Genomic DNA, 18,201 nt, shown 5'->3' with positions numbered 1-18,201 from the left:
CCTACAACCATTCGGGGATGGTATCGCGATTTATCATTTCGTCAAAGGTCGGCCGTGGGCGGATAACCGCGAATTGATCGTCCTTGACCAGCACCTCGGGGATCAGCAGGCGCGAGTTGTATTCGGACGACATGACCGCCCCGTAAGCGCCGGAGCTGCGAAACGCGACCAGATCGCCCGCAACCAGCGGCGGCATCATGCGCTGTTTGGCGAATGTGTCGCCGGATTCGCAGACGGGCCCGACGATGTCATAGGGCTGGCGCTCGACGCCCGGCGCAGGCTCCTCTACCGCGATGATGTCGTGATGCGCTTCGTACATCGCGGGGCGGATCAGATCATTCATCGCCCCGTCAAGGATCAGGAAATCGCGCCCCTCGCCGGATTTGACGTAGATGACCCGCGACACCATCAGGCCCGCGTTCCCGGCGATCAGCCGTCCCGGTTCGATCTCTATCTCGCAGCCCAGATGGCCCAATGTGCGCGCCACCATAGCGCCGTAGTCAGAGGGCAGCGGCGGCGCCTGATTGCCGGTTTCGTAAGGGATTCCAAGGCCTCCCCCCAGATCGAGCCGTATTATCTCGTGGCCGTCCGCCCGCAGCGCCTCGGTCAGCTCGGCCACTTTGCCATAGGCCGCCTCGAAGGGTGCAAGGTCAGTTAGCTGCGAGCCGATATGCACGTCGATACCGATGACCTTCAGACCCGGCAACGCCGCGGCCATCGCGTAGACTTCGCGCGCACGCGCGATCGGTATCCCGAACTTGTTCTCGGATTTGCCCGTTGCAATCTTGGCGTGGGTCTTGGCATCGACATCGGGATTGACCCGCACGGTGATCGGCGCCTCGACACCCAACTCGGTTGCGATGGCGCTCAGCTGCTCCATCTCCGGCTCGCTTTCGACGTTGAACTGGCGGATCCCGCCGGTCAGCGCCACGCGGATTTCCTCGGCGGTTTTGCCCACACCGGAGAAAACGATCCGCTCCCCCGGCACGCCTGCGGCCTTTGCGCGCAGGTACTCGCCTTGGCTGACAACATCCATTCCCGCACCGGCCTGTGCCAAAGTTTTCAGCACCGCCTGATTGGAATTGGCCTTCATCGCGTAGCAGACCAGATGGTCCATGCCCGCCAGCGCTTCGTCGAAAGCACGGAAATGCCGCAGCAGCGTTGCCGTGGAATAAACGTAGAAAGGCGTGCCGACCGTGGCCGCAATCTCGGAGATTGCAACGTCTTCGGCAAAAAGCGCCCCGTCGCGGTACAGGAAATGGTCCATTTCTCTATTTTGCCCTTAAACTCTTATCCGGCCTATTTCACAGGCGCTGCGCGCAGAAACAGGTAAAGAGGCAAGCCACAGCTTACCCCGATGCAGAAGGTGGCGGGGATGGCGATCAACGCGCCCCAGTTCCGGCGGACCGCGACTTCGGCGATGATCCAGACCGTCAACGCCACAGCCGCGATGGTCAGATCCCAGACCAGACCGCTCGTCGCCGCATTGACGTGCCACGCGTCGACCATCGCCATGATGTCCCAACCGTTCTCGCGGAACCATGTGACGAAATAATACATCGGATGGATCGCGCCCCAGACGGCCAGCGCAAGATAGATCATGCGTAGAACTGACATCAGTATCTCCGTATCACGCCGACATTGGCATAGCCCGACAGGCTGATCCCCGGCGTCGTCACCGACGGTTGCTGTCGCGGCGAGGTATAGCCGGTGTCTTCATCGGCATCCAGTGCGCCGCAGCCCGCGACCAATGCGCCCAGCGCAAATGCACACAACAGTCTCAAAATCCCAGCCCCAGCGTCAGCGGGCCCCGGCGCAGACCCACGGTGCCACCGACCGAAGCGCCGGCATTCGACAGGGTGACCGTGGCCCCGCCCGCCGGCTGCACGGGTTCGCCGTCCACACCGCAGGCGGCGACGGCTGCAAGCGTCAGCACCATGGCAAGGCGTTTCATCCCAGCGTCTCCTTCCAGCGCGCGATCTGCGCGCGCACCTGTGCGGGGGCGGTTCCCCCGTAGGACATGCGCGAGTTTACCGAATTTTCCACCCCGAGCACGGAAAATACATCTTCGGTGATGTCGCCGTGGGCGGCTTGCATCTGCTCCAGCGTCAGGTCCGGCAGGTCGCAGCCCTGCGCCTCGGCGGTGGCGACAAGCGCGCCGGTGATGTGATGCGCGTCGCGGAACGGCAAACCCAGCACGCGGACCAGCCAGTCGGCCAGATCTGTCGCGGTCGAAAACCCGCTGCCCGCCGCGGCTGCAAGGTTTTCGCGGTTGCCGGTCATGTCCTTGACCATACCTTCCATGGCGGCCAGCGCCAGCATCAGGTTGTCCGCCGCGTCAAAGACCTGTTCCTTGTCTTCCTGCATGTCCTTGGAATAGGCCAGCGGCAGCCCCTTCATCACCATCATCAGCGCGACGTTGGCGCCGAATATCCGACCCACCTTGGCGCGGATCAGCTCGGCTGCATCGGGGTTCTTCTTTTGCGGCATGATGCTCGACCCTGTCGAGAACCTGTCCGACAGGCTGACGAAACGGAACTGCGCCGAGGACCAGATCACCAGTTCTTCGGCAAAACGGCTCAGGTGCATCGCGCAGATGCTGGCGGCACCCAGAAACTCCAGCGCGAAATCGCGGTCACTCACCGCGTCAAGGCTGTTGGCCGCAGGCCGGTCGAAGCCCAGAGCCTCTGCCGTGGCATCGCGGTCGATGGGAAAGGATGTCCCCGCCAGCGCCGCCGCCCCGAGGGGGCTTTCGTTCATCCGCGCCCGCGCGTCGCGCACGCGGCCCAGATCACGGCCGAACATCTCGACATAGGCCATCATGTGATGGCCCCATGTGACGGGTTGCGCGGTTTGCAGGTGGGTGAACCCCGGCATCACCCAGTCCGCACCGCTCTCGGCCTGTGCGAGGAGCGCGCGCAGCAGAGCGAGGAGCGCACCCTCGAACGCGTCGAGCTGGTCCCGCACCCACAGTTTGAAGTCCGTCGCCACCTGATCGTTGCGCGACCGGCCCGTGTGAAGACGCCCGGCAGGCTCTCCGATCACTTCTTTCAGGCGCGCTTCCACGTTCATGTGGATGTCCTCCAGCGCGGCGGAGAATTCGAAGTTTCCGTCCTCGATTTCTGACAAGACCGTGAGCAGCCCTTCACGTATCGCCTCGGCATCGCTAGCTTCGATGATACCCTGCGCGGCCAGCATCGCCGCGTGGGCGCGAGAGCCTGCAATGTCCTGGGCTGCCATACGCTTGTCAAACCCGATCGAGGCGTTAATTGCCTCCATGATTGCATCGGGTCCGGCGGCGAAACGGCCGCCCCACATCTTGTTGGAAGTCTTGTCAGTCATCTGCCTATCCCGCGGAGGGTCTCATGAAGAAAATATCGCTCGCCATCGTCTATACGGCCATTGCCTTGGGGACCAGCCCCGCATGGGCAAATGATGCGGACACAATCCTGCCCCTGCGCGACGGTGACATGAAAAAACTGGCGGTGCACGAGACCCCGCAGGCGACATCGGGCGCGGCCTTCGAGCTGGCCGACGGTGCGGGGACCGCGACGCTGGCCGATTATTCCGGCAAATACGTCCTGGTGAATTTCTGGGCAACCTGGTGCGCGCCCTGCCGCAAGGAGATGCCGCAGCTCTCCGAACTGCAGCGGGAGTTCGGCGGCGAGGATTTCGAGGTGCTCACCATCGCCACGGGACGCAATTCGCCACAGGGCATCCAGAAGTTTTTTGACGACATCGGTGTCGACAATCTGCCCCGCCATCAGGACCCGCAGCAGCAGCTTGCCAGCCAGATGGGTATCTTCGGCCTGCCGATCACCGTCCTGCTTGACCCGCAAGGCCGCGAGATCGCGCGCCTGCGCGGGGATGCGGACTGGTCATCCGACAGCGCCAAATCCATCGTAAAAGCGCTGGTCGAGGGCCGCGCCGAAGGCTGAGAGCGCCCCCGCTCAGGCCGCGTGGTTCAGGATCGCCGCCTCGGAGGGCGACAGCGTGCGGCGCGCAAAACTGCCGTAGGTATGCGGGTCGTATTCGAGCTCGGGATAGGCCGCCAGAAGCCGGTTGCGGTCTTCCTTGTCCAGCGTGGTCAGCGCGGCGGAAGCGGGGTGGAAGCTTTCTGTTTCGACCCCGTTTGCCCAGAGAACCTGATGCTGGTCGAGAAGGATATGGATATAGGTGACCTCGCGCAGGGTGGTATCCACGGTGATCGTTCGACCGTTTATCAGGTCCTTCGCCGCCACCAGCACTTCCGAGGTATTGAACAGCTCCTGCGCTGCGGGCCCTTTGACCAAGACGCGGTGTTCGGGCGATACCAGCAGATCCTGATCCGGCCGGTCGAGGCCCAGCGCATCGCCCGCGATGCGCACGGGGCGCAAACGCGGCATCGCAAACAGACGCGCGCCGGTCATGCGGCGCTGGCCGATCCAGCGCAGCGGTTGCAGGCCGTTGTCCTTGGTCTGCACCATGTCGCCCTCGCGCAGATCCTCGATCCTCTCAAGGCCGTATTCGGTCCGGATCATGGTGCCCGGCGTAAAGCAGATTACCCCGCCCCGCTGCGACATATCCGGTGAGGGCGGCACCGTTCCCAGAGTGTGGTGAACGATCCACAGGTCGCAATTGCGCGGCGGCATCTCATCGAGAAACATCAGCAGCGGCTGCGCGCCGCGACCGACCTCGATCAGGGTCACACTGTAGCTTTTGGAGCCATCTGTGACGACGAAGCTGTTGTCCATCAAGGGCACGGAAGTGTCGGCAGCCCGAAGCGTCGCGCGCGGATCGGTTTCCCGTTCCAACGCCGCACCCACCAAACGGTGAACCATGCGTGCCGCCCGTTTGCGCAATTCTTCTGCGCCGTCCGCCCTGTCCAGCCGCAACACATCCGATGGTCCGTCCACGCGCACGGCATCGCCGCGCCACGCCCATGCGCCCCCTACGCTCAACGACTGCACGGGTGCAGCGTCAAGACCATCAATTTCTGTTTGCGACCAAGAGATGACGAACGTGCCACGAAAGCCCGTTCCCATATCTGTTACGCCTGCCTCGTTCTTTTTTTATTCCCACAAGGCTAGCAAAGATGATTCGCCTGCGGAAGAGCGTTTATGTCTCAGGACATAAAACTGTTGCACGGACGACGACAAGAACGAGGCGGATGCACCTAGAAGCTCAGGTTGATCCGGACGGATCCTGTCAACTGGCCTTCGGTCTGGGCTTCGAATTCCTCGCTCAGATAGGTAAGACCATAGAAGGCCGACGCGGTCCTGCCCTGCCAATGGACGCCCGCGCGCAGCCTGTCGCGGCTTGGCGTCAGCTCGTACCCGCGGTCTTCGGGCAGGTAGATGCTGTCCGCGACATGCGCGACATCGGCACCCAGCAGGAAGGAAAATCCGGTGGTGTCAGAATTCTGGATGACGCGGTAGCGGTGGCCGGTCACGCTTTCGCGTACCATGAATTCACCCTGCCCGATGCGCCCGATCGTCAGATCCATGCCCGCGCGCACCATGGTTTCGGCGCCCGCACGCCCCTCGACAAAGGGCCGCAACCTCAGCGCCGGGCCCAGATCCAGCGTGCGCCCGAGTTCGGCCACCACAGTGGGATGCAGACCGCCGCCGATCTGCGCATCCAGCAGCGCTTCGGACGGCGCGTCCACGCCGAACGCTTCGTGGAGCTGTTGCTGGAGCTTGCCCAGCCCCGTGCCCGAGCCGGTAAAAACCAGATCGGCGCCCATCGAGGTTTCGAGCCCGTTCCAGTCGAAATGCGTATGCGCGCCCACCGACAGCGATCCGGCATAGGGCCGGTCACCGACCGCCGGTGCGGAAAGGTTCTCGGGGGCGAGAATTTCAAACGAAAGGCGCAGTTCGACCAGATCACCGAATTGCGACGGCGCCGATCCCTGCCAGTCGGTCTTTCCCCAGACCCGCGAGGACGTCCAGGACCCCGTGCGCCAGCGGTCCTTGCCATCGCCGATGTAGTCATTGCTCATCAACCGGCCATAGCCCAGCCTGTTGCGGTCCTGCGCCATGGCAGCATCGGACAATCCGACTGCAAGAAAGCACGAACCGACAAGCGCGGCGAGAAGGCTGCGAAGCATGAGTGTATTCCGTCTGTTTTCGCCCCCCAGCGGCCTACTTGGTAGCGTGAACCGCGCGGGCGCGCCAAGGTGCGCGGCACCGCCGAACGGCGAACTTGTGATGGCTGCGCTTTTCGTGTCACGGTCGCGCGACCAAAATACAGGCAAAGGCGCGTTGCCGGCCCGCGCAAGGGCCGCGGCGATCCCTGCATACATCAGACCGGAGCTGTGTCTTGAACATCCTTTTCATCATGTATGACCAGCTGCGTTTCGACTATCTCGGCTGCGCGGGGCATCCGCATCTCGACACCCCGAATTTCGACCGCGTTGCCGCGATGGGCGTGCGCTTTACCAATGCCTACGTCCAGTCGCCCATCTGCGGGGCCAGCAGGATGTGCACCTACACGGGCCGCTATGCCTCAAGCCACGGCGCGCAATGGAACGGGTTTCCGCTGCGGGTGGGCGAGCAGACGATGGGCGATCATCTGCGCAAGCTCGGCATGGACTGCTGGCTGATCGGCAAGACCCATATGAAGGCAGACGCCGAGGGGATGGCGCGGCTGGGCCTGTCGCCCGACAGCGTGATCGGCGCACGGCAGGCCGAATGCGGCTTTGATGTCTGGATCCGCGATGACGGCCTGTGGGGCTACGGGCCGGACGGCTACTACGACGAGAAACGCTCGCCCTATAATGAATACCTCAAATCAAGGGGATACGACGGCGAAAATCCCTGGGCCGATTACGCGAATGCCGCCGTATCGAACGACCAGATCGCTTCGGGGTGGATGTTTCGCAACGCGGACAAACCCGCGAACATTGCCGAGCCCGACAGCGAAACGCCCTGGCTTACCTCGCGCACGATCGATTTCATCGACCGGCAGGAAGGGCCATGGTGCGCGCATGTCAGCTATATCAAACCGCATTGGCCCTATATCGTGCCCGCGCCCTACAACGATATGTACGGCCCCGCCCATGTGCCCCCGGCCAAACGCCACGAGGCGGAGCGCGAGGACACGCATCCGGTTCTGGCAGCCTATATGGAAAGCAAGATCGCGTCGGCCTTCCAGCGCGACGAGGTCCGTGAAAAGGTAATTCCCGCCTACATGGGCCTTATCAAACAGTGCGACGACCAGCTGGGCCGCTTGCTGGATCATCTGGAGCATACCGGACGGATGGACGACACGATGATCGTCCTGACCTCGGACCACGGCGATTATCTGGGCGATCACTGGCTGGGCGAGAAGGACATGTTCCACGAGGCATCGGTGAAGGTGCCGCTGATCGTCTACGATCCGCGCCGCGCCGCGGATGCAACGCGCGGGACGACCTGCGATGCACTGGTCGAAAGCATCGATCTGGCCGCGACCTTTGTCGAGGCCGCGGGCGGCGCCGTGCCCGATCACATCATCGAAGGCCGGTCCCTGATGCCATGGCTGCACGGGCAGACCCCCGACTGGCGCGAGGTGGCGATCTCGGAATACGATTACTCGGCGACGCCGCAATGCATGAAGCTCGGTCTTCAACCGCGGGACGCACGGCTGTTCATGGTCTTTGACGGGCGGTTCAAGCTGATCCATGCAGAGGGCGGGTTCCGGCCGATGCTCTTCGATCTGGAAACCGATCCGGATGAATTCAACGATCTGGCCAAGCACGGTAACGACCACCCTGCCCTGGGCGTTCTTTACGATGCGCTTGCAAGGTGGGGGCGGCGGATGTCCCAGCGCGTGACCAGGTCGGATGCCGATATCGAGGCGTCGCGGGGACGGTCCCTCAGACGGGGGATCCTGCCGTTTCTCTACGACGGAAGCGAAGTGCCCGACGATCTGACCGAACGCTACAGAGGGCCTGTCCGGCAGAAACACCGGCCGACCCGCGAGGAGTAAGCGAAGGTCTAGACCTTGGTGCGCTGAAGGTCTTCGAGAAGATCGAGTAAATTGTCGAGCTTGTCGGCACCGAAAGACTCGCGCAAATCCGCCGTGATCTTTCGCGCCTGGTCCTTGTACCTCTCGAGGATATCGCGACCGCCCTGTTCAATGGTCACGATGCTGCGGCGCCTGTCTTCTGGGTCCGGGCAGCGCGAGATCAGGCCATCGCATTCCATCGCCCGCAGGATACGGGTGAGGCTGGGAAGCAGCAGACAGGCCGCCCGGGCGATGCTGTTCTGGTCCTGCGCGCCGCTTTCGTCGAGCACCCGCAGCACCCGCCATTTCTGTTCGTTCACTGGTGCATTGGCTAACATTTCGCGCACGGGCCCCATCACCTTCTCGCGCGCCCTCAGCAACGCGATGGGCAGGGCCCTTTCGGTCTGTTCCAGTTTTGTTTCCATGCCACCGTGCTTGCTATCTGTCATCACTGCCGCCCATCGTCTACTATCTGCGAGTTGACGCAACAACCAATTAAAGAGCCATGCGAGACTTCAGCCTGATCTTTTCAGTTAACAAACTGTTTATCAGATATTTCTTGCTATTTGAGGCTTTTGCGTCTCGTCATTCGGTCCCGTCTTCGCGCTCGATACAACGCAAACTCCTGACGGCAAAAAATCATGCGGACAAAACGGCCGCATCAAAGCTCAGTTAGAATAGTTGTCCCCCGCACATCCTCCGATGAGCGAGATCTCTCCCCTCACAGAATAATATCATGAAAAATGCAAAGAAACCAGAACACTGTTCCATCGGCCCGCAGGCGGGGTTTGGGCGCTGTTGCGCATGTGCAGCAAGCGGTCCGGTGCGCCGGCTTAACCGCGTGACAGTCTAGACGCTGCGCGCGCGCGTTCTTCGATCTGCGCCCAGTCGCCTGCCCGTACCAGTTCGGCGGGTGCGATCCAGCTTCCGCCCGCACAGACGACATTCGGAAGGGCCAGATACCGCTCTGCGTTCTCGGGGCTGACACCACCGGTGGGACAGAATGAAATCTGCGGCAACGGCCCGCCCAGACCTTTCAGGGTGGTGATCCCGCCCGCCCCTTCGGCGGGGAAGAATTTAAGGATATCATAGCCGCGCGCGGCGAGCGTCATCGCTTCTGTCGCTGTTGCCGCCCCGGGCAGAAACGGCAGTTTGGCGGCCTCGCACGCCGACAGCAGCGCCTCCGGTGCGCCCGGCGACACGCCGAAGGTCGCACCCGCATTCATCGCGGCCTTCACATCCTGCGGTGTGACCAGCGTTCCCGCGCCGACCCGCGCGCCTTCGACGGCGGACATCGCCGCAATCACATCCAGTGCGCAGGAGGTGCGCAGGGTGACTTCGAGCACCGGCAGGCCGCCGCGCACCAGCGCCTGCGCCAGCGGCACCGCATCGGCCACGTCGTCGACCACTAGCACAGGGATGATCGGGGCAAGCCCCGCGAGTTCACGAATGAAATGCGTCTGGCCTGTCATGCTTCAGCTCCCGAATACGCTTGCGCCACTGTCCGCGGCACCCACTGCCGCGCGAAACGCGGTGAAGAGTTCGCGACCGGTGCCATAGTGATTTCCCGTAAGGTCCGCGGTTTCCGCAGGACGGTCCAGCACACCCTCTGTCAGGATCTCAAGCGTACCGGCCCGCGCATCCACCCGCAGCATGTCACCGTCGCGCAGTTTGGCAATCGGTCCGCCGTCCAGCGCTTCGGGGCAGACATGGATCGCGGCAGGCACCTTGCCCGACGCGCCGGACATGCGCCCGTCGGTGACCAGCGCCACCTTCTGCCCGCGCCCCTGACAGATCCCCAGAAGCGGTGTCAGGCTGTGCAGTTCGGGCATGCCGTTCGCTTTCGGCCCCTGAAACCGGACCACGACGATGACATCGTCTGTCAACTCTCCGGCCTTGAACGCCGCCTTGACCGCGTCCTGATCGTGGAAAACACGCACCGGCGCCTCCACGACCTGATGCTCCTGCGCAACCGCCGATATCTTGATGACACCGGTGCCAAGGTTGCCCGCAAGCCGCCGCAGGCCGCCGCTGGACTGGAAGGGATCACTTGCAGGGCGCAGGATCTTGTCGTTCAGGCTTTGGCGTGTGCCCTCGCGCCAGGCCACGGTGCCGTCCTTCAAGAACGGCTCTTGGGTATAAAGCGACAGCCCCCCGCCCGCGACGGTGCTTGTGTCGGGATGGAGCAGCCCGGCATCCAGAAGCTGGCCGATCATATAGCCCAGACCGCCTGCTGCGTGGAAATGGTTCACGTCCGCCAGCCCGTTGGGATAGACCCGCGCCATCAGCGGCACCAGATCGGACACTTCCGAGAAATCCTGCCAGTCCAGAACGATGCCACCGGCGCGCGCCATGGCCACCAGATGGATCAGCAGGTTCGTCGATCCGCCCGTCGCCATCAGCCCGACGATGCCGTTCACGAAAGCCTTCTCGTTCAGGATATCGCACACCGGCGTATAGGTATTGCCAAGATCGGACAGGGACAGCGCGCGGCGGGCGCTTTCCACCGTCAACGCATCGCGCAGATCATTGCCGGGATTGATGAAACTGGTGCCGGGCAGATGCAGGCCCATGAATTCCATCAGCATCTGGTTGGTATTCGCGGTACCGTAAAAGGTACAGGTGCCCGGACCGTGATAGGCGGCCATCTCGGCGCGCATCAACTCGTCGCGCCCGCATTCACCGGCGGCGAATTTCTGGCGGACTTTCGATTTCTCGTCGTTCGACAGCCCGCTGGTCATCGGCCCTGCGGGGATGAACACGGCCGGCAAATGGCCAAAAACCTGCGCCGCGATCACCAGACCCGGCACGATCTTGTCGCACACGCCAAGGAATACAGCCGCATCAAACGTCGCATGGCTGAGGGCGACACCGGCGGCCATCGCGATCACGTCACGCGAGAACAGGCTCAGCTCCATCCCCGCCTCGCCTTGGGTGACGCCGTCGCACATCGCGGGCACCCCGCCCGCCACCTGCGCGGTGCCGCCTGCCGCGCGGATCGCATCCCGGATGAGAGTGGGGTAGCGCTCGTAGGGCTGGTGCGCCGACAGCATGTCGTTATAGGCCGTCACGATCCCGAGGTTGCCCTGTTGCCCCGTGGCCAGCTTGTCCTGATCCGGGCCCGCGCCCGCATAGGCATGGGCCTGACCGGAACACGACAGATGCCCGCGCGACGGCCCCTTGCGCCGCGCTTGGTCCATACGGTCGAGATAGGCGCCGCGCGTGTCTGCGCTGCGTGCGACGATACGGTCCGTGATCTCGGTCAGCTTCGGGTGCAGTGTCATGGGCAGATCCTAAAGGCTCGGTTCAACATTAGTTAGCGCTAACATAATGAGGTTTCCGCGAAAAAGAAACCCGGCATTTCCCGACCAGAGTGACCTGTGCGCGCGAACAAATCAACGTCTGTGGAATTTGGCGGTCATCCCGCGACCTGTCAGGCTGATCCGCCGCGCAAACGCCCTGCAACCCTGCGGGACGCAAACCACAGCCAGAAAATTCTTGTCAATCCAAACCGCGTTATCCAAAATATTTATAAACGCGCGACACGAAAGGAAGACGATCTTGAGCATCAAAATGTCATTCCTCGCAGCCGCTCTTTGCGCGATGGGCACTCTCGGGTCGGCGCAGACTTTCGAGGAAATCATATCAAACGCCGAAAAGCAGGTCGAGGATATCGGCAAGTATCAGTTGGCCCTGCAAAACCCCGATCCGCGAATGCAATATGCGCTGATCCAGCAAATGCTGAAGCTGGAGGACCCCGCATTGCAGAGGATCGCGAAAGAACACGCGCTTTTCTCTACCAATCCGGTCATGCGCGAGGCGGCGATCAAGGCGATACTGGACAGCTCCCCGAACCTGCGGATTCAATTTGCCGGTGATCGAAGCGCCGCTCTGAATATCGCCGCGTGGGTCACGGACAATGGCGGCACGTACCTCGAAAATCAGGGGCAGGTTCTGTATCGCGTGCGCGCCGCCCGCGGCGCTGATTGCTGGGGCGGCGAGAAAAGTTGCTATATCCGGCAGGTCGGCAACGCGATCCAGCTTACCCCGTCTTTCCCGAACCGCAAAAAGATATCGGCCGTTTTGAATTTGGGGAATGACGGTGTGATGCGCGGGACCATGAACTATAACGATGTCGAATTTGTTCAGGTCCAGATCGATCTCAAGGAGTGACGCGCTGCCTATTCGACCACCAGCTGGTCAATTCTAAGGCTCCGCTCCGGATACCACACATCGACGATCTGTATCTTGATCCTGCGCGCCCATGTGCCGCCCGTTGCAGCTTCGAAAACGCCGGTGGGTGACATATCGGGGGTGGCAATCGGCGTCCAGTAGGGACTGGCGGGAAGACCTCTGTCTATCAGGATCTTGATCCTGCGGGGCGGGGTCGTCGTGGAGGACACGAAGCTGAAGATCGAAATCTTGTTCAGTGGCAGTATCTCTGTATTCGACAGGGTGATTTCGAAATTGACCGGCGCGCCGCTCCATTCGCTGATCCAAGTTGATCCTTGATCCCCCGGCTCAAGTCCGATTACGCCAGATCCCTCCCCTGCATCGAACTCCGTGACGCGGTATCCGTAGCCGCTGGACGCCGCGCCGATGGCCTGTGTGCTGGGATGCAAGGTGGCGCTGAGCTGCCGCCCGATGAGCGCGCGGATGCGATCAATCCGGAGGAAACGCGCCTCCCCGGTGTCTCCTGCATCGATGGCAATCCCGCTCAGCGTGCCTGCAACCGACAGGACCGCCCCGGACAGCCCCTGTATCACGTCCGCATCGGTGCCCGCGTCCGATAGCCTGACGGTCACGAAAGTGTCGTCCACATCGATCAACGTGGCACCGATCCTGTCAAAGAACGCGCCGTCGAAATGCACGCTCTTTATCAATCCGGTCTCCGTTGTCACGTGGACCCCGGACAGGTCTGTGGGCAGCGCGTCGAACGTGATCGAACACCTATCGCTCAATGCGCCCTCGACGTAGGCAAGCGCGACATCGTTATCGGTATCGCGCCAGAAAATCTCGGCGGTGCCGACGGTTTGGGGGGACGGCGCGAACAGGGCAACGCGGTCTTTGGTTGCGGAGACGTGATTTGGCAAAACCGCGTAGCACAGGCCGCGGTTTTCGAACAACAGCGCCTGCCCCAGATCGTCTTCGACCATCGCCACGTCAGCGCTGTGTCCCGCACCGGCGAGCAGGACCAGTATAAAGAGACTTCGCAACAACATCACAATCGCCTAACCTTCGGGAGAAAAGGAGTTCCCGAAAGGTTCATGACCGTGAAGCGCCTGTCAATTCTTCTTTCGGCACTGCTGTTTGCGGGCGAGGCAACGGCGCAGGACGTGCTGCCGCTCGAAGGTCTGGTCATCAGCGAAACGGATCCGGAACGCACACTGATTTCCAAACCGAACTGGCTTCGCGGTTTGCATGTGATCGGATCCGACCTTCCCGAACAGCAAAGGCCACAGATCGAAGCCGTCATTCCCGAAGAGTGGCTGGGGACCACGATATGTGCGCGGATCACGACAATCGTCGGCAATTACACCGCGCTCGTCGAGTTCAACGTTCCCGAAGAAGTGAATACGCGCCGTGCAAGATTGAATTTCATTTCCAGATACGAGGACATCATTTCCGAGGTGTCGCCGGACAACAGCGGTATCACTTTGGAAAAAGGCCGGTGTATTGGCGATACCTCTAAAACGGATCGCCAATATCTGGCGAATTTCTGGAATGAGGGCGCAGAGACCCTGGGGGCTGAGGATCAGGACATCGAACTGATGCTCAATATGAACATCGCACGGGCCGACGAATTGCTGGCGGAGGCGGAATTGATCGAGGCAGGATCGACCCGGATCAGGCTGGAGCCTGCCTGCGCGCGAATAGACAGCCCCGATGCGCTGGCCTACAACTTCAGGTGCTCGTTCACCATTCCCGCAGAATATATGCCGACGCATGCGGATGCGACCCTCAGATTCGGCTATAAACGGCTGTATCGCGGACGGGTCTCCGCGCCGCGCAGCGCCGTGATTTTCCTGGGAGTAGCACCATAAGCGCGGTCTTCAGCAGGACACTGGCTGCGGGACGGCGGCTGTTGGCGTACCGCGCCGAGGTCGGCTTTTCGGGGCGCATCGCACGCGCCGGGCTGACCATCATCTTCGTGGCATTCGTCATCTATTATGTGCTTCCGCGAAAGCAGTCCTTTACCGTCTTTGCATCGACTGAATACCTTGTTGTCCGCACCGTGAACGAAAGCTCGCCGGATTGGGAGCTGCCCGACGCCTCCATATGCCTGCGAACGAATGAGGGTTCCAGGGCCAGCAGCATCGATGTCGCGGATTGCGACAACAGCCTTTACGAACAGCACCGGCTGGCCGACATCACGCTGAGGTGGAGCGAAGGGTACACGCTGACCTTTCAGGGGCGCGACCCTTCTTTCCTTCTTCTTCTGGTGGGCAAGGAAGAGACAGCCAAACCCGTCATCATCGATGGATACCGGATGCGCGATGGTCAGGCCGACTACGACAGTCCCGCCGAGCTTCAAGTCACGGGTGGCAGCATTCTGAGAATTCCGTGGGACGGTCCGGAACGCCCGTTGATCCCGATGCGGGGACGCATCAGCATCGGGCACCTGCCCGACGGACGCCACGAAATGCTGCTCCGCGAAGCGCGGTACGAAATCCGCCAGACCCTCGGCATCACCCGCCGGCCATCGCTGGTGGCCCAGGGAGATTTCTACCCCGGGGACCGCATCGGTTTCGCGCGGCAGAGCGGGCCGTTCTGGGACCGGGGCGCAACGGCCCCCGCCGGAAACGCCGAGGATGATATCGTCGCGACGCTGTTTGTAACCAACCTCAGCAGGCTCAGCCCCGCTTTTGACATGGTCGCGACAAGCCCGTCGCAATACAGCGCCCTGCGGCTGACGCGCATCGGCAGCGCGCCCACGATCATTCCGGTCTCGTGGACACAGAGGATCGCGGCAGACACCATCCCCGTTGCGCTCGCCACGCTGTTCGGTTTGCTGGCAACGGCGATCGCACTGTCCAATACCTATTTCGCGACACCGCCCTCCTCCAACGGCAACGCGCGGGGCAAGGCCGATCCTGACGGGTCATAGCGCCCTTCGGCGCGACCCCAGACAGCCCGGCGCGACCGGTCAAGAGCGTAGACACAAGCGGCCCGTTCCGAATACAGTCGATGCAATTCATTTAATCTATGCGCAAATCAATTCAGTTCCGAGAGAGGACCATATCATGAAAATTGCAATGAGTTCGGCAATCGCCCTGTCACTCGCGCTTAGCGCCCCAAACCCTGTTTACGCGGATCTCAAGGATGCCCTGATCGGCGGCGTGATCGGTGCGGCGATCAACCAGAGCGTCCGCAACAGCCAGGCCCAGAAAAGAGCAACGGCCAAGAGAACCACCCGAACGGTCAAGAACCGTGCAAATGTGCCTGCCAGCCTCAACAGCCAGTTCACACGCGACGAGCGTCGCCAGATACAGACCTCTCTCAACAACATGGGGCTGAATGTAGGTGTCGTGGACGGGTCGCTTGGCCCCAAAAGCCGCGCGGCAATCTCGCAATTCCAGGCGAGCCGTGGCGAAGCGGCAACCGGCCAGATGACCCGCGCGCAGTTCCTCGCCCTGACGGGTGTCGGATTTGCCGCGCCAGCACCCGCTTTCGCTGACCGTCAACTCAACCTGAACGAAGTGGTCATGCTTCAGCAAAGCCTTCAGCGTCTGGGATTCTACCGCGGGACAATCGATGGCATCAACGGGGCTGGCACCCAAAACGCCCGTGCCGCATTTCTGGCGTCGCAGGGCCAGAACCCGATGCAAGTCCCGCAGGTCCAGTCCCTTGCCATGGCGTCAACCGCTGCCGGCTACACGTTGCCGCAAAATCTGATGCAAGAGGCACAGGCCCAGTTTGCCGCTGCCAGCGGTGCAACCGGTTTTGGCGCAGCGCCCGTGCCGCAGTCGAACTTTGGACAGTTGCCACAACAGAACAACCAGTTTGGCACGCCCACGACATCCGCAGGTTTCGCGACACCTCCGCCCCCTCAGCCGGTCTTTGGGGCGCAGCCCGCGACACAGGGGACTGCTGGGTTCGCACCCCAGACCGCACCGCAGCAGCAACCGCTTTTCGGTGCCCCCACCCAGCAACAGATGCCGCAACAGCAACAGCAGCCCCTCTTCGGTGCGCCCGCCCAGGCTGCACCGCAGCCGCAGCAGGTTCAGCCCATACAGCAGCCTCAGAACAACGCGATCTTTGCGAGCACCGGAGGGGCAACAGCGCCGCAACAGCAGATTGTCGTGGCTCCCCAACAGGCGCCATCGGCCCTCGACATCTTTGCGCCCCAAAGCACGGGTCAGCCGGCTGCCGTGGCCCAGCAGCCGACACAGCCCGCCGTCTTGCAACCCGTCGCACCGCAGCCGCAGCAACAGGGCGCCGCAGCTCCGGTCATGACCTTCACGGCACCTGCGACAGACGCGAGCCTGCTGAGCAACTGATGCCTCGACATGAGCGGTCGGCCCTGCTCCGGTCGCTCATGTTTCCGGCTAAATCGCTGCTTATTCCGTAGCTTCAGAAAAGCTTGGCGCAATCACCGGGGAGGTGTCGAGCTGCGATGCCGGCTCTTTGGGCTGGCTTGGTTCAGCGGCGCCTTTCGGGGTAAAGCCACCGCCGAAGGATACCGGACTGGTTTGCTGCAACTCGCCGGTCTGGGGATTGCGTTGCAGGACGATTGCCTGCCCCGACACGGGCGCAAAATCGGACGTGACTTTTTCGCGATCGATGCTTCCGAAGATCGTCAGGTAGCGCTCGCCATTTGGCAGGTTCTCCAGTCGGCGCCGATCGACTTCCAGACCTTCAGTCTCCAGACGCATGACGAAAACGGAATTGCCGACCGCCGCGGATCCGGTCACCGGAAAGCTGGACCCGCTGGTGATGCCCGATCCCGCAACCTTCCGCGTGCCCGTTCCGACAGCGCGAAATCCCTGCTGCTGAAAGAGCATCTGCATGTCGATGTTATATTCGGGGATCGTAATCTTCATCGGATTCGTGACATCGAGGCTTTGAACCATGCTCAATGTCGGGTGCTCGAATGTCTTCACCCGCACCACCGCATCCTTGGACAGGCCGAACAGCTGCCCGTCCGTGGGGATGATCTGCACGATCCGTTCGCCGTTGTTGGCCGCCTGAAATTGATAGCCGACGATGGCAAACAACTGACGCCCGAACCTGTCGAATACGGCACGCGCGTCCTGCTGGGACAGGTTGAGCGACCCGCCGAACGGAAATTGCGGCGCGTTCCGTTTCGCTTCTTCGTTCACCACCGAAAATTGCCAGGGGAAAGCCTCTGTCGTGACGGTCGTGCCCTGCAGGATCTGCCTTGCACATCCCTGCGCATTCCGGTCAGGCTGCAAACTTCCCGACAGGACCTGCCGCAGGCCGACGCTCCGGATATTGGAAAACGGCAGATCGCCCGTGGTGAAATCGTATCTACCCGTATCAATCGAATACCCGATATCGAACCTTTGCGGGATCCAGACGGAATTGACGGCACTGCGCAACTGCTCTTTGAGAGAGAACGCCTGAGTGAAATAATCTCGGCGCTCGAATTCGTTCGCGAAGGCGTTCGTGCAGTTGAACCTGTCGGAAGTGGTCATGAGATAGATCAGGAAATTGACGTAGAACTCCTGATTGTCCAGCATGGAAGGGTTGCTGCGCATATAGAGGTACAGCCCCCTCGAATAGCTGTCGCGCATACTCAGGCGACTGGCCGCCTGAACGAGATCGACGCCGAATGCAGCCCCCTGCCCCTGTGCCGTTTGCTGCGCCGCTGACGCACCGGCCATCAGACCGAAGCATGTGACTCCCGCCAAGGCGATCCGCGCCAGCGATGTCTTCAGAGGATTTTTGAAAAACGACAGCATGATCGCCCCCTTTGTAAAATTTTCGCGGCAATCTCAGCAAACGGCCTTCGACAGATTACTGCGAGGAATCGATTCAGCCAAAATCTTATTTCCAATTGCGCTTGGCGGGCCTCGCGCGCGGCAGTCGGACCATCACCGTGGGGTCACACCTTCTCCTTCCCGTGCGTTGTTTCGAACGGCATCGGATCGTGCCGGATTAGAAGTTCTTCCAAGAGGCCTTTTGCACCCATTGCGGCCCATCGCTGCAAATGAAACCAGACGCTCCAGCAGGCGGAAAGCCACACCCAACACCGTCGCCAAACCCGCA

At 61.8% G+C, this 18,201-nt stretch carries 18 protein-coding genes; 6 read left to right on the top strand and 12 right to left on the bottom strand.

Going from position 1 to position 18,201, the window contains the following annotated elements:
• Position 1 precedes the first annotated feature (1 nt).
• The 5 genes from lysA to argH are packed head-to-tail and all read right to left on the bottom strand — an operon-like array spanning position 2 to position 3,342.
• Positions 2–1,267, bottom strand: a complete 1,266-nt coding sequence (gene lysA, locus ABMC89_RS14435) for a diaminopimelate decarboxylase (RefSeq protein WP_349569122.1) — start codon at positions 1,265–1,267, stop codon at positions 2–4.
• 32 nt (positions 1,268–1,299) lie between these two features.
• A complete protein-coding gene (locus ABMC89_RS14430) occupies positions 1,300–1,617 on the bottom strand; it encodes a DUF2834 domain-containing protein (protein WP_349569120.1) in 318 nt (105 codons plus the stop codon).
• Positions 1,617–1,784, bottom strand: coding sequence for a hypothetical protein (locus tag ABMC89_RS14425; RefSeq protein ID WP_349569118.1), 168 nt, complete (start codon positions 1,782–1,784; stop codon positions 1,617–1,619). Before ABMC89_RS14425 ends, ABMC89_RS14430 begins: the two co-directional genes overlap by 1 nt.
• The gene (locus tag ABMC89_RS14420) at positions 1,781–1,954 is read right to left on the bottom strand and encodes a hypothetical protein (protein WP_349569116.1); all 174 of its coding nucleotides are present in this window, start codon (positions 1,952–1,954) and stop codon (positions 1,781–1,783) included. The genes ABMC89_RS14425 and ABMC89_RS14420 overlap by 4 nt, the downstream gene beginning before the upstream one ends.
• Entirely contained in the window at positions 1,951–3,342 is a 1,392-nt protein-coding gene (gene argH, locus ABMC89_RS14415) for an argininosuccinate lyase (RefSeq protein WP_349569114.1), read from the bottom strand. The genes ABMC89_RS14420 and argH overlap by 4 nt, the downstream gene beginning before the upstream one ends.
• 23 nt (positions 3,343–3,365) lie before the next feature.
• Here argH and ABMC89_RS14410 point away from each other — a divergent pair, with 23 nt between their 5' ends.
• Positions 3,366–3,938 carry a TlpA disulfide reductase family protein gene (locus ABMC89_RS14410; protein ID WP_349569112.1) on the top strand — a complete coding sequence of 191 codons (573 nt, stop codon included), beginning with the start codon at positions 3,366–3,368 and terminating at the stop codon, positions 3,936–3,938.
• Positions 3,939–3,950: 12 nt separating this feature from the next.
• Here ABMC89_RS14410 and ABMC89_RS14405 read toward each other — a convergent pair whose 3' ends face one another.
• On the bottom strand, positions 3,951–5,024 hold the full coding sequence (locus ABMC89_RS14405; protein WP_349569110.1) for a Hint domain-containing protein: 1,074 nt from the start codon (positions 5,022–5,024) through the stop codon (positions 3,951–3,953).
• Between the two features lie 131 nt (positions 5,025–5,155).
• Complete coding sequence (locus tag ABMC89_RS14400) at positions 5,156–6,088, bottom strand: lipid A-modifier LpxR family protein (RefSeq protein ID WP_349569108.1); 933 nt, start codon at positions 6,086–6,088, stop codon at positions 5,156–5,158.
• A 212-nt stretch (positions 6,089–6,300) separates the two neighbouring features.
• Here ABMC89_RS14400 and ABMC89_RS14395 point away from each other — a divergent pair, with 212 nt between their 5' ends.
• Positions 6,301–7,950, top strand: coding sequence for a sulfatase-like hydrolase/transferase (locus ABMC89_RS14395; RefSeq protein ID WP_349569106.1), 1,650 nt, complete (start codon positions 6,301–6,303; stop codon positions 7,948–7,950).
• 8 nt (positions 7,951–7,958) lie between these two features.
• On the opposite strand, the gene hpaR is transcribed toward ABMC89_RS14395, so the two are convergent.
• The 3 genes from hpaR to edd all read right to left on the bottom strand — a co-directional run bounded on the left by hpaR (position 7,959) and on the right by edd (position 11,252).
• Positions 7,959–8,417 carry a homoprotocatechuate degradation operon regulator HpaR gene (gene hpaR, locus ABMC89_RS14390; RefSeq protein WP_349569104.1) on the bottom strand — a complete coding sequence of 153 codons (459 nt, stop codon included), beginning with the start codon at positions 8,415–8,417 and terminating at the stop codon, positions 7,959–7,961.
• 384 nt (positions 8,418–8,801) lie between these two features.
• Positions 8,802–9,440, bottom strand: coding sequence for a bifunctional 4-hydroxy-2-oxoglutarate aldolase/2-dehydro-3-deoxy-phosphogluconate aldolase (gene eda / locus ABMC89_RS14385; protein ID WP_349569102.1), 639 nt, complete (start codon positions 9,438–9,440; stop codon positions 8,802–8,804).
• 3 nt (positions 9,441–9,443) lie between these two features.
• Complete coding sequence (gene edd / locus ABMC89_RS14380; RefSeq protein WP_349569100.1) at positions 9,444–11,252, bottom strand: phosphogluconate dehydratase; 1,809 nt, start codon at positions 11,250–11,252, stop codon at positions 9,444–9,446.
• Positions 11,253–11,298: 46 nt separating this feature from the next.
• Here edd and ABMC89_RS14375 point away from each other — a divergent pair, with 46 nt between their 5' ends.
• Positions 11,299–12,141 (top strand): hypothetical protein, encoded by an 843-nt coding sequence (locus ABMC89_RS14375; protein ID WP_349569098.1) that lies wholly within the window; start codon positions 11,299–11,301, stop codon positions 12,139–12,141.
• Positions 12,142–12,149: 8 nt separating this feature from the next.
• On the opposite strand, the gene ABMC89_RS14370 is transcribed toward ABMC89_RS14375, so the two are convergent.
• Positions 12,150–13,190 (bottom strand): hypothetical protein, encoded by a 1,041-nt coding sequence (locus ABMC89_RS14370; protein ID WP_349569096.1) that lies wholly within the window; start codon positions 13,188–13,190, stop codon positions 12,150–12,152.
• 45 nt (positions 13,191–13,235) lie between these two features.
• Here ABMC89_RS14370 and ABMC89_RS14365 point away from each other — a divergent pair, with 45 nt between their 5' ends.
• The 3 genes from ABMC89_RS14365 (at position 13,236) to ABMC89_RS14355 (ending at position 16,469) form a co-directional block, all read left to right on the top strand.
• Positions 13,236–14,012: a hypothetical protein gene (locus ABMC89_RS14365; RefSeq protein ID WP_349569094.1), complete on the top strand. Its 777-nt coding sequence runs from the start codon at positions 13,236–13,238 to the stop codon at positions 14,010–14,012.
• Between the two features lie 41 nt (positions 14,013–14,053).
• On the top strand, positions 14,054–15,076 hold the full coding sequence (locus tag ABMC89_RS14360) for a hypothetical protein (RefSeq protein ID WP_349569092.1): 1,023 nt from the start codon (positions 14,054–14,056) through the stop codon (positions 15,074–15,076).
• Between the two features lie 136 nt (positions 15,077–15,212).
• Complete coding sequence (locus ABMC89_RS14355; RefSeq protein WP_349569090.1) at positions 15,213–16,469, top strand: peptidoglycan-binding domain-containing protein; 1,257 nt, start codon at positions 15,213–15,215, stop codon at positions 16,467–16,469.
• Between the two features lie 60 nt (positions 16,470–16,529).
• Here ABMC89_RS14355 and ABMC89_RS14350 read toward each other — a convergent pair whose 3' ends face one another.
• On the bottom strand, positions 16,530–17,894 hold the full coding sequence (locus tag ABMC89_RS14350; protein ID WP_349569088.1) for a hypothetical protein: 1,365 nt from the start codon (positions 17,892–17,894) through the stop codon (positions 16,530–16,532).
• Positions 17,895–18,201 lie beyond the last annotated feature (307 nt).

It is taken from the genome of Sulfitobacter sp. HNIBRBA3233, from assembly GCF_040149665.1.
Classification (GTDB): Bacteria; Pseudomonadota; Alphaproteobacteria; order Rhodobacterales; family Rhodobacteraceae; genus Sulfitobacter; species Sulfitobacter marinivivus.
This window is presented reverse-complemented; position numbering and strand designations above follow the sequence as displayed.

Coding starts and splice junctions, on each gene's coding strand:
- hpaR (WP_349569104.1), bottom strand. CDS start 8,417: ATGACAGATAGCAAGCACGGTGGCATGGAAACAAAACTGGAACAGACC.
- ABMC89_RS14370 (WP_349569096.1), bottom strand. CDS start 13,190: ATGTTGTTGCGAAGTCTCTTTATACTGGTCCTGCTCGCCGGTGCGGGA.
- ABMC89_RS14365 (WP_349569094.1), top strand. CDS start 13,236: ATGACCGTGAAGCGCCTGTCAATTCTTCTTTCGGCACTGCTGTTTGCG.
- ABMC89_RS14375 (WP_349569098.1), top strand. CDS start 11,299: ATGAGGTTTCCGCGAAAAAGAAACCCGGCATTTCCCGACCAGAGTGAC.
- ABMC89_RS14430 (WP_349569120.1), bottom strand. CDS start 1,617: ATGTCAGTTCTACGCATGATCTATCTTGCGCTGGCCGTCTGGGGCGCG.
- ABMC89_RS14405 (WP_349569110.1), bottom strand. CDS start 5,024: ATGGGAACGGGCTTTCGTGGCACGTTCGTCATCTCTTGGTCGCAAACA.
- ABMC89_RS14420 (WP_349569116.1), bottom strand. CDS start 1,954: ATGAAACGCCTTGCCATGGTGCTGACGCTTGCAGCCGTCGCCGCCTGC.
- argH (WP_349569114.1), bottom strand. CDS start 3,342: ATGACTGACAAGACTTCCAACAAGATGTGGGGCGGCCGTTTCGCCGCC.
- ABMC89_RS14355 (WP_349569090.1), top strand. CDS start 15,213: ATGAAAATTGCAATGAGTTCGGCAATCGCCCTGTCACTCGCGCTTAGC.
- ABMC89_RS14400 (WP_349569108.1), bottom strand. CDS start 6,088: ATGCTTCGCAGCCTTCTCGCCGCGCTTGTCGGTTCGTGCTTTCTTGCA.
- ABMC89_RS14410 (WP_349569112.1), top strand. CDS start 3,366: ATGAAGAAAATATCGCTCGCCATCGTCTATACGGCCATTGCCTTGGGG.
- lysA (WP_349569122.1), bottom strand. CDS start 1,267: ATGGACCATTTCCTGTACCGCGACGGGGCGCTTTTTGCCGAAGACGTT.
- ABMC89_RS14350 (WP_349569088.1), bottom strand. CDS start 17,894: ATGCTGTCGTTTTTCAAAAATCCTCTGAAGACATCGCTGGCGCGGATC.
- edd (WP_349569100.1), bottom strand. CDS start 11,252: ATGACACTGCACCCGAAGCTGACCGAGATCACGGACCGTATCGTCGCA.
- eda (WP_349569102.1), bottom strand. CDS start 9,440: ATGACAGGCCAGACGCATTTCATTCGTGAACTCGCGGGGCTTGCCCCG.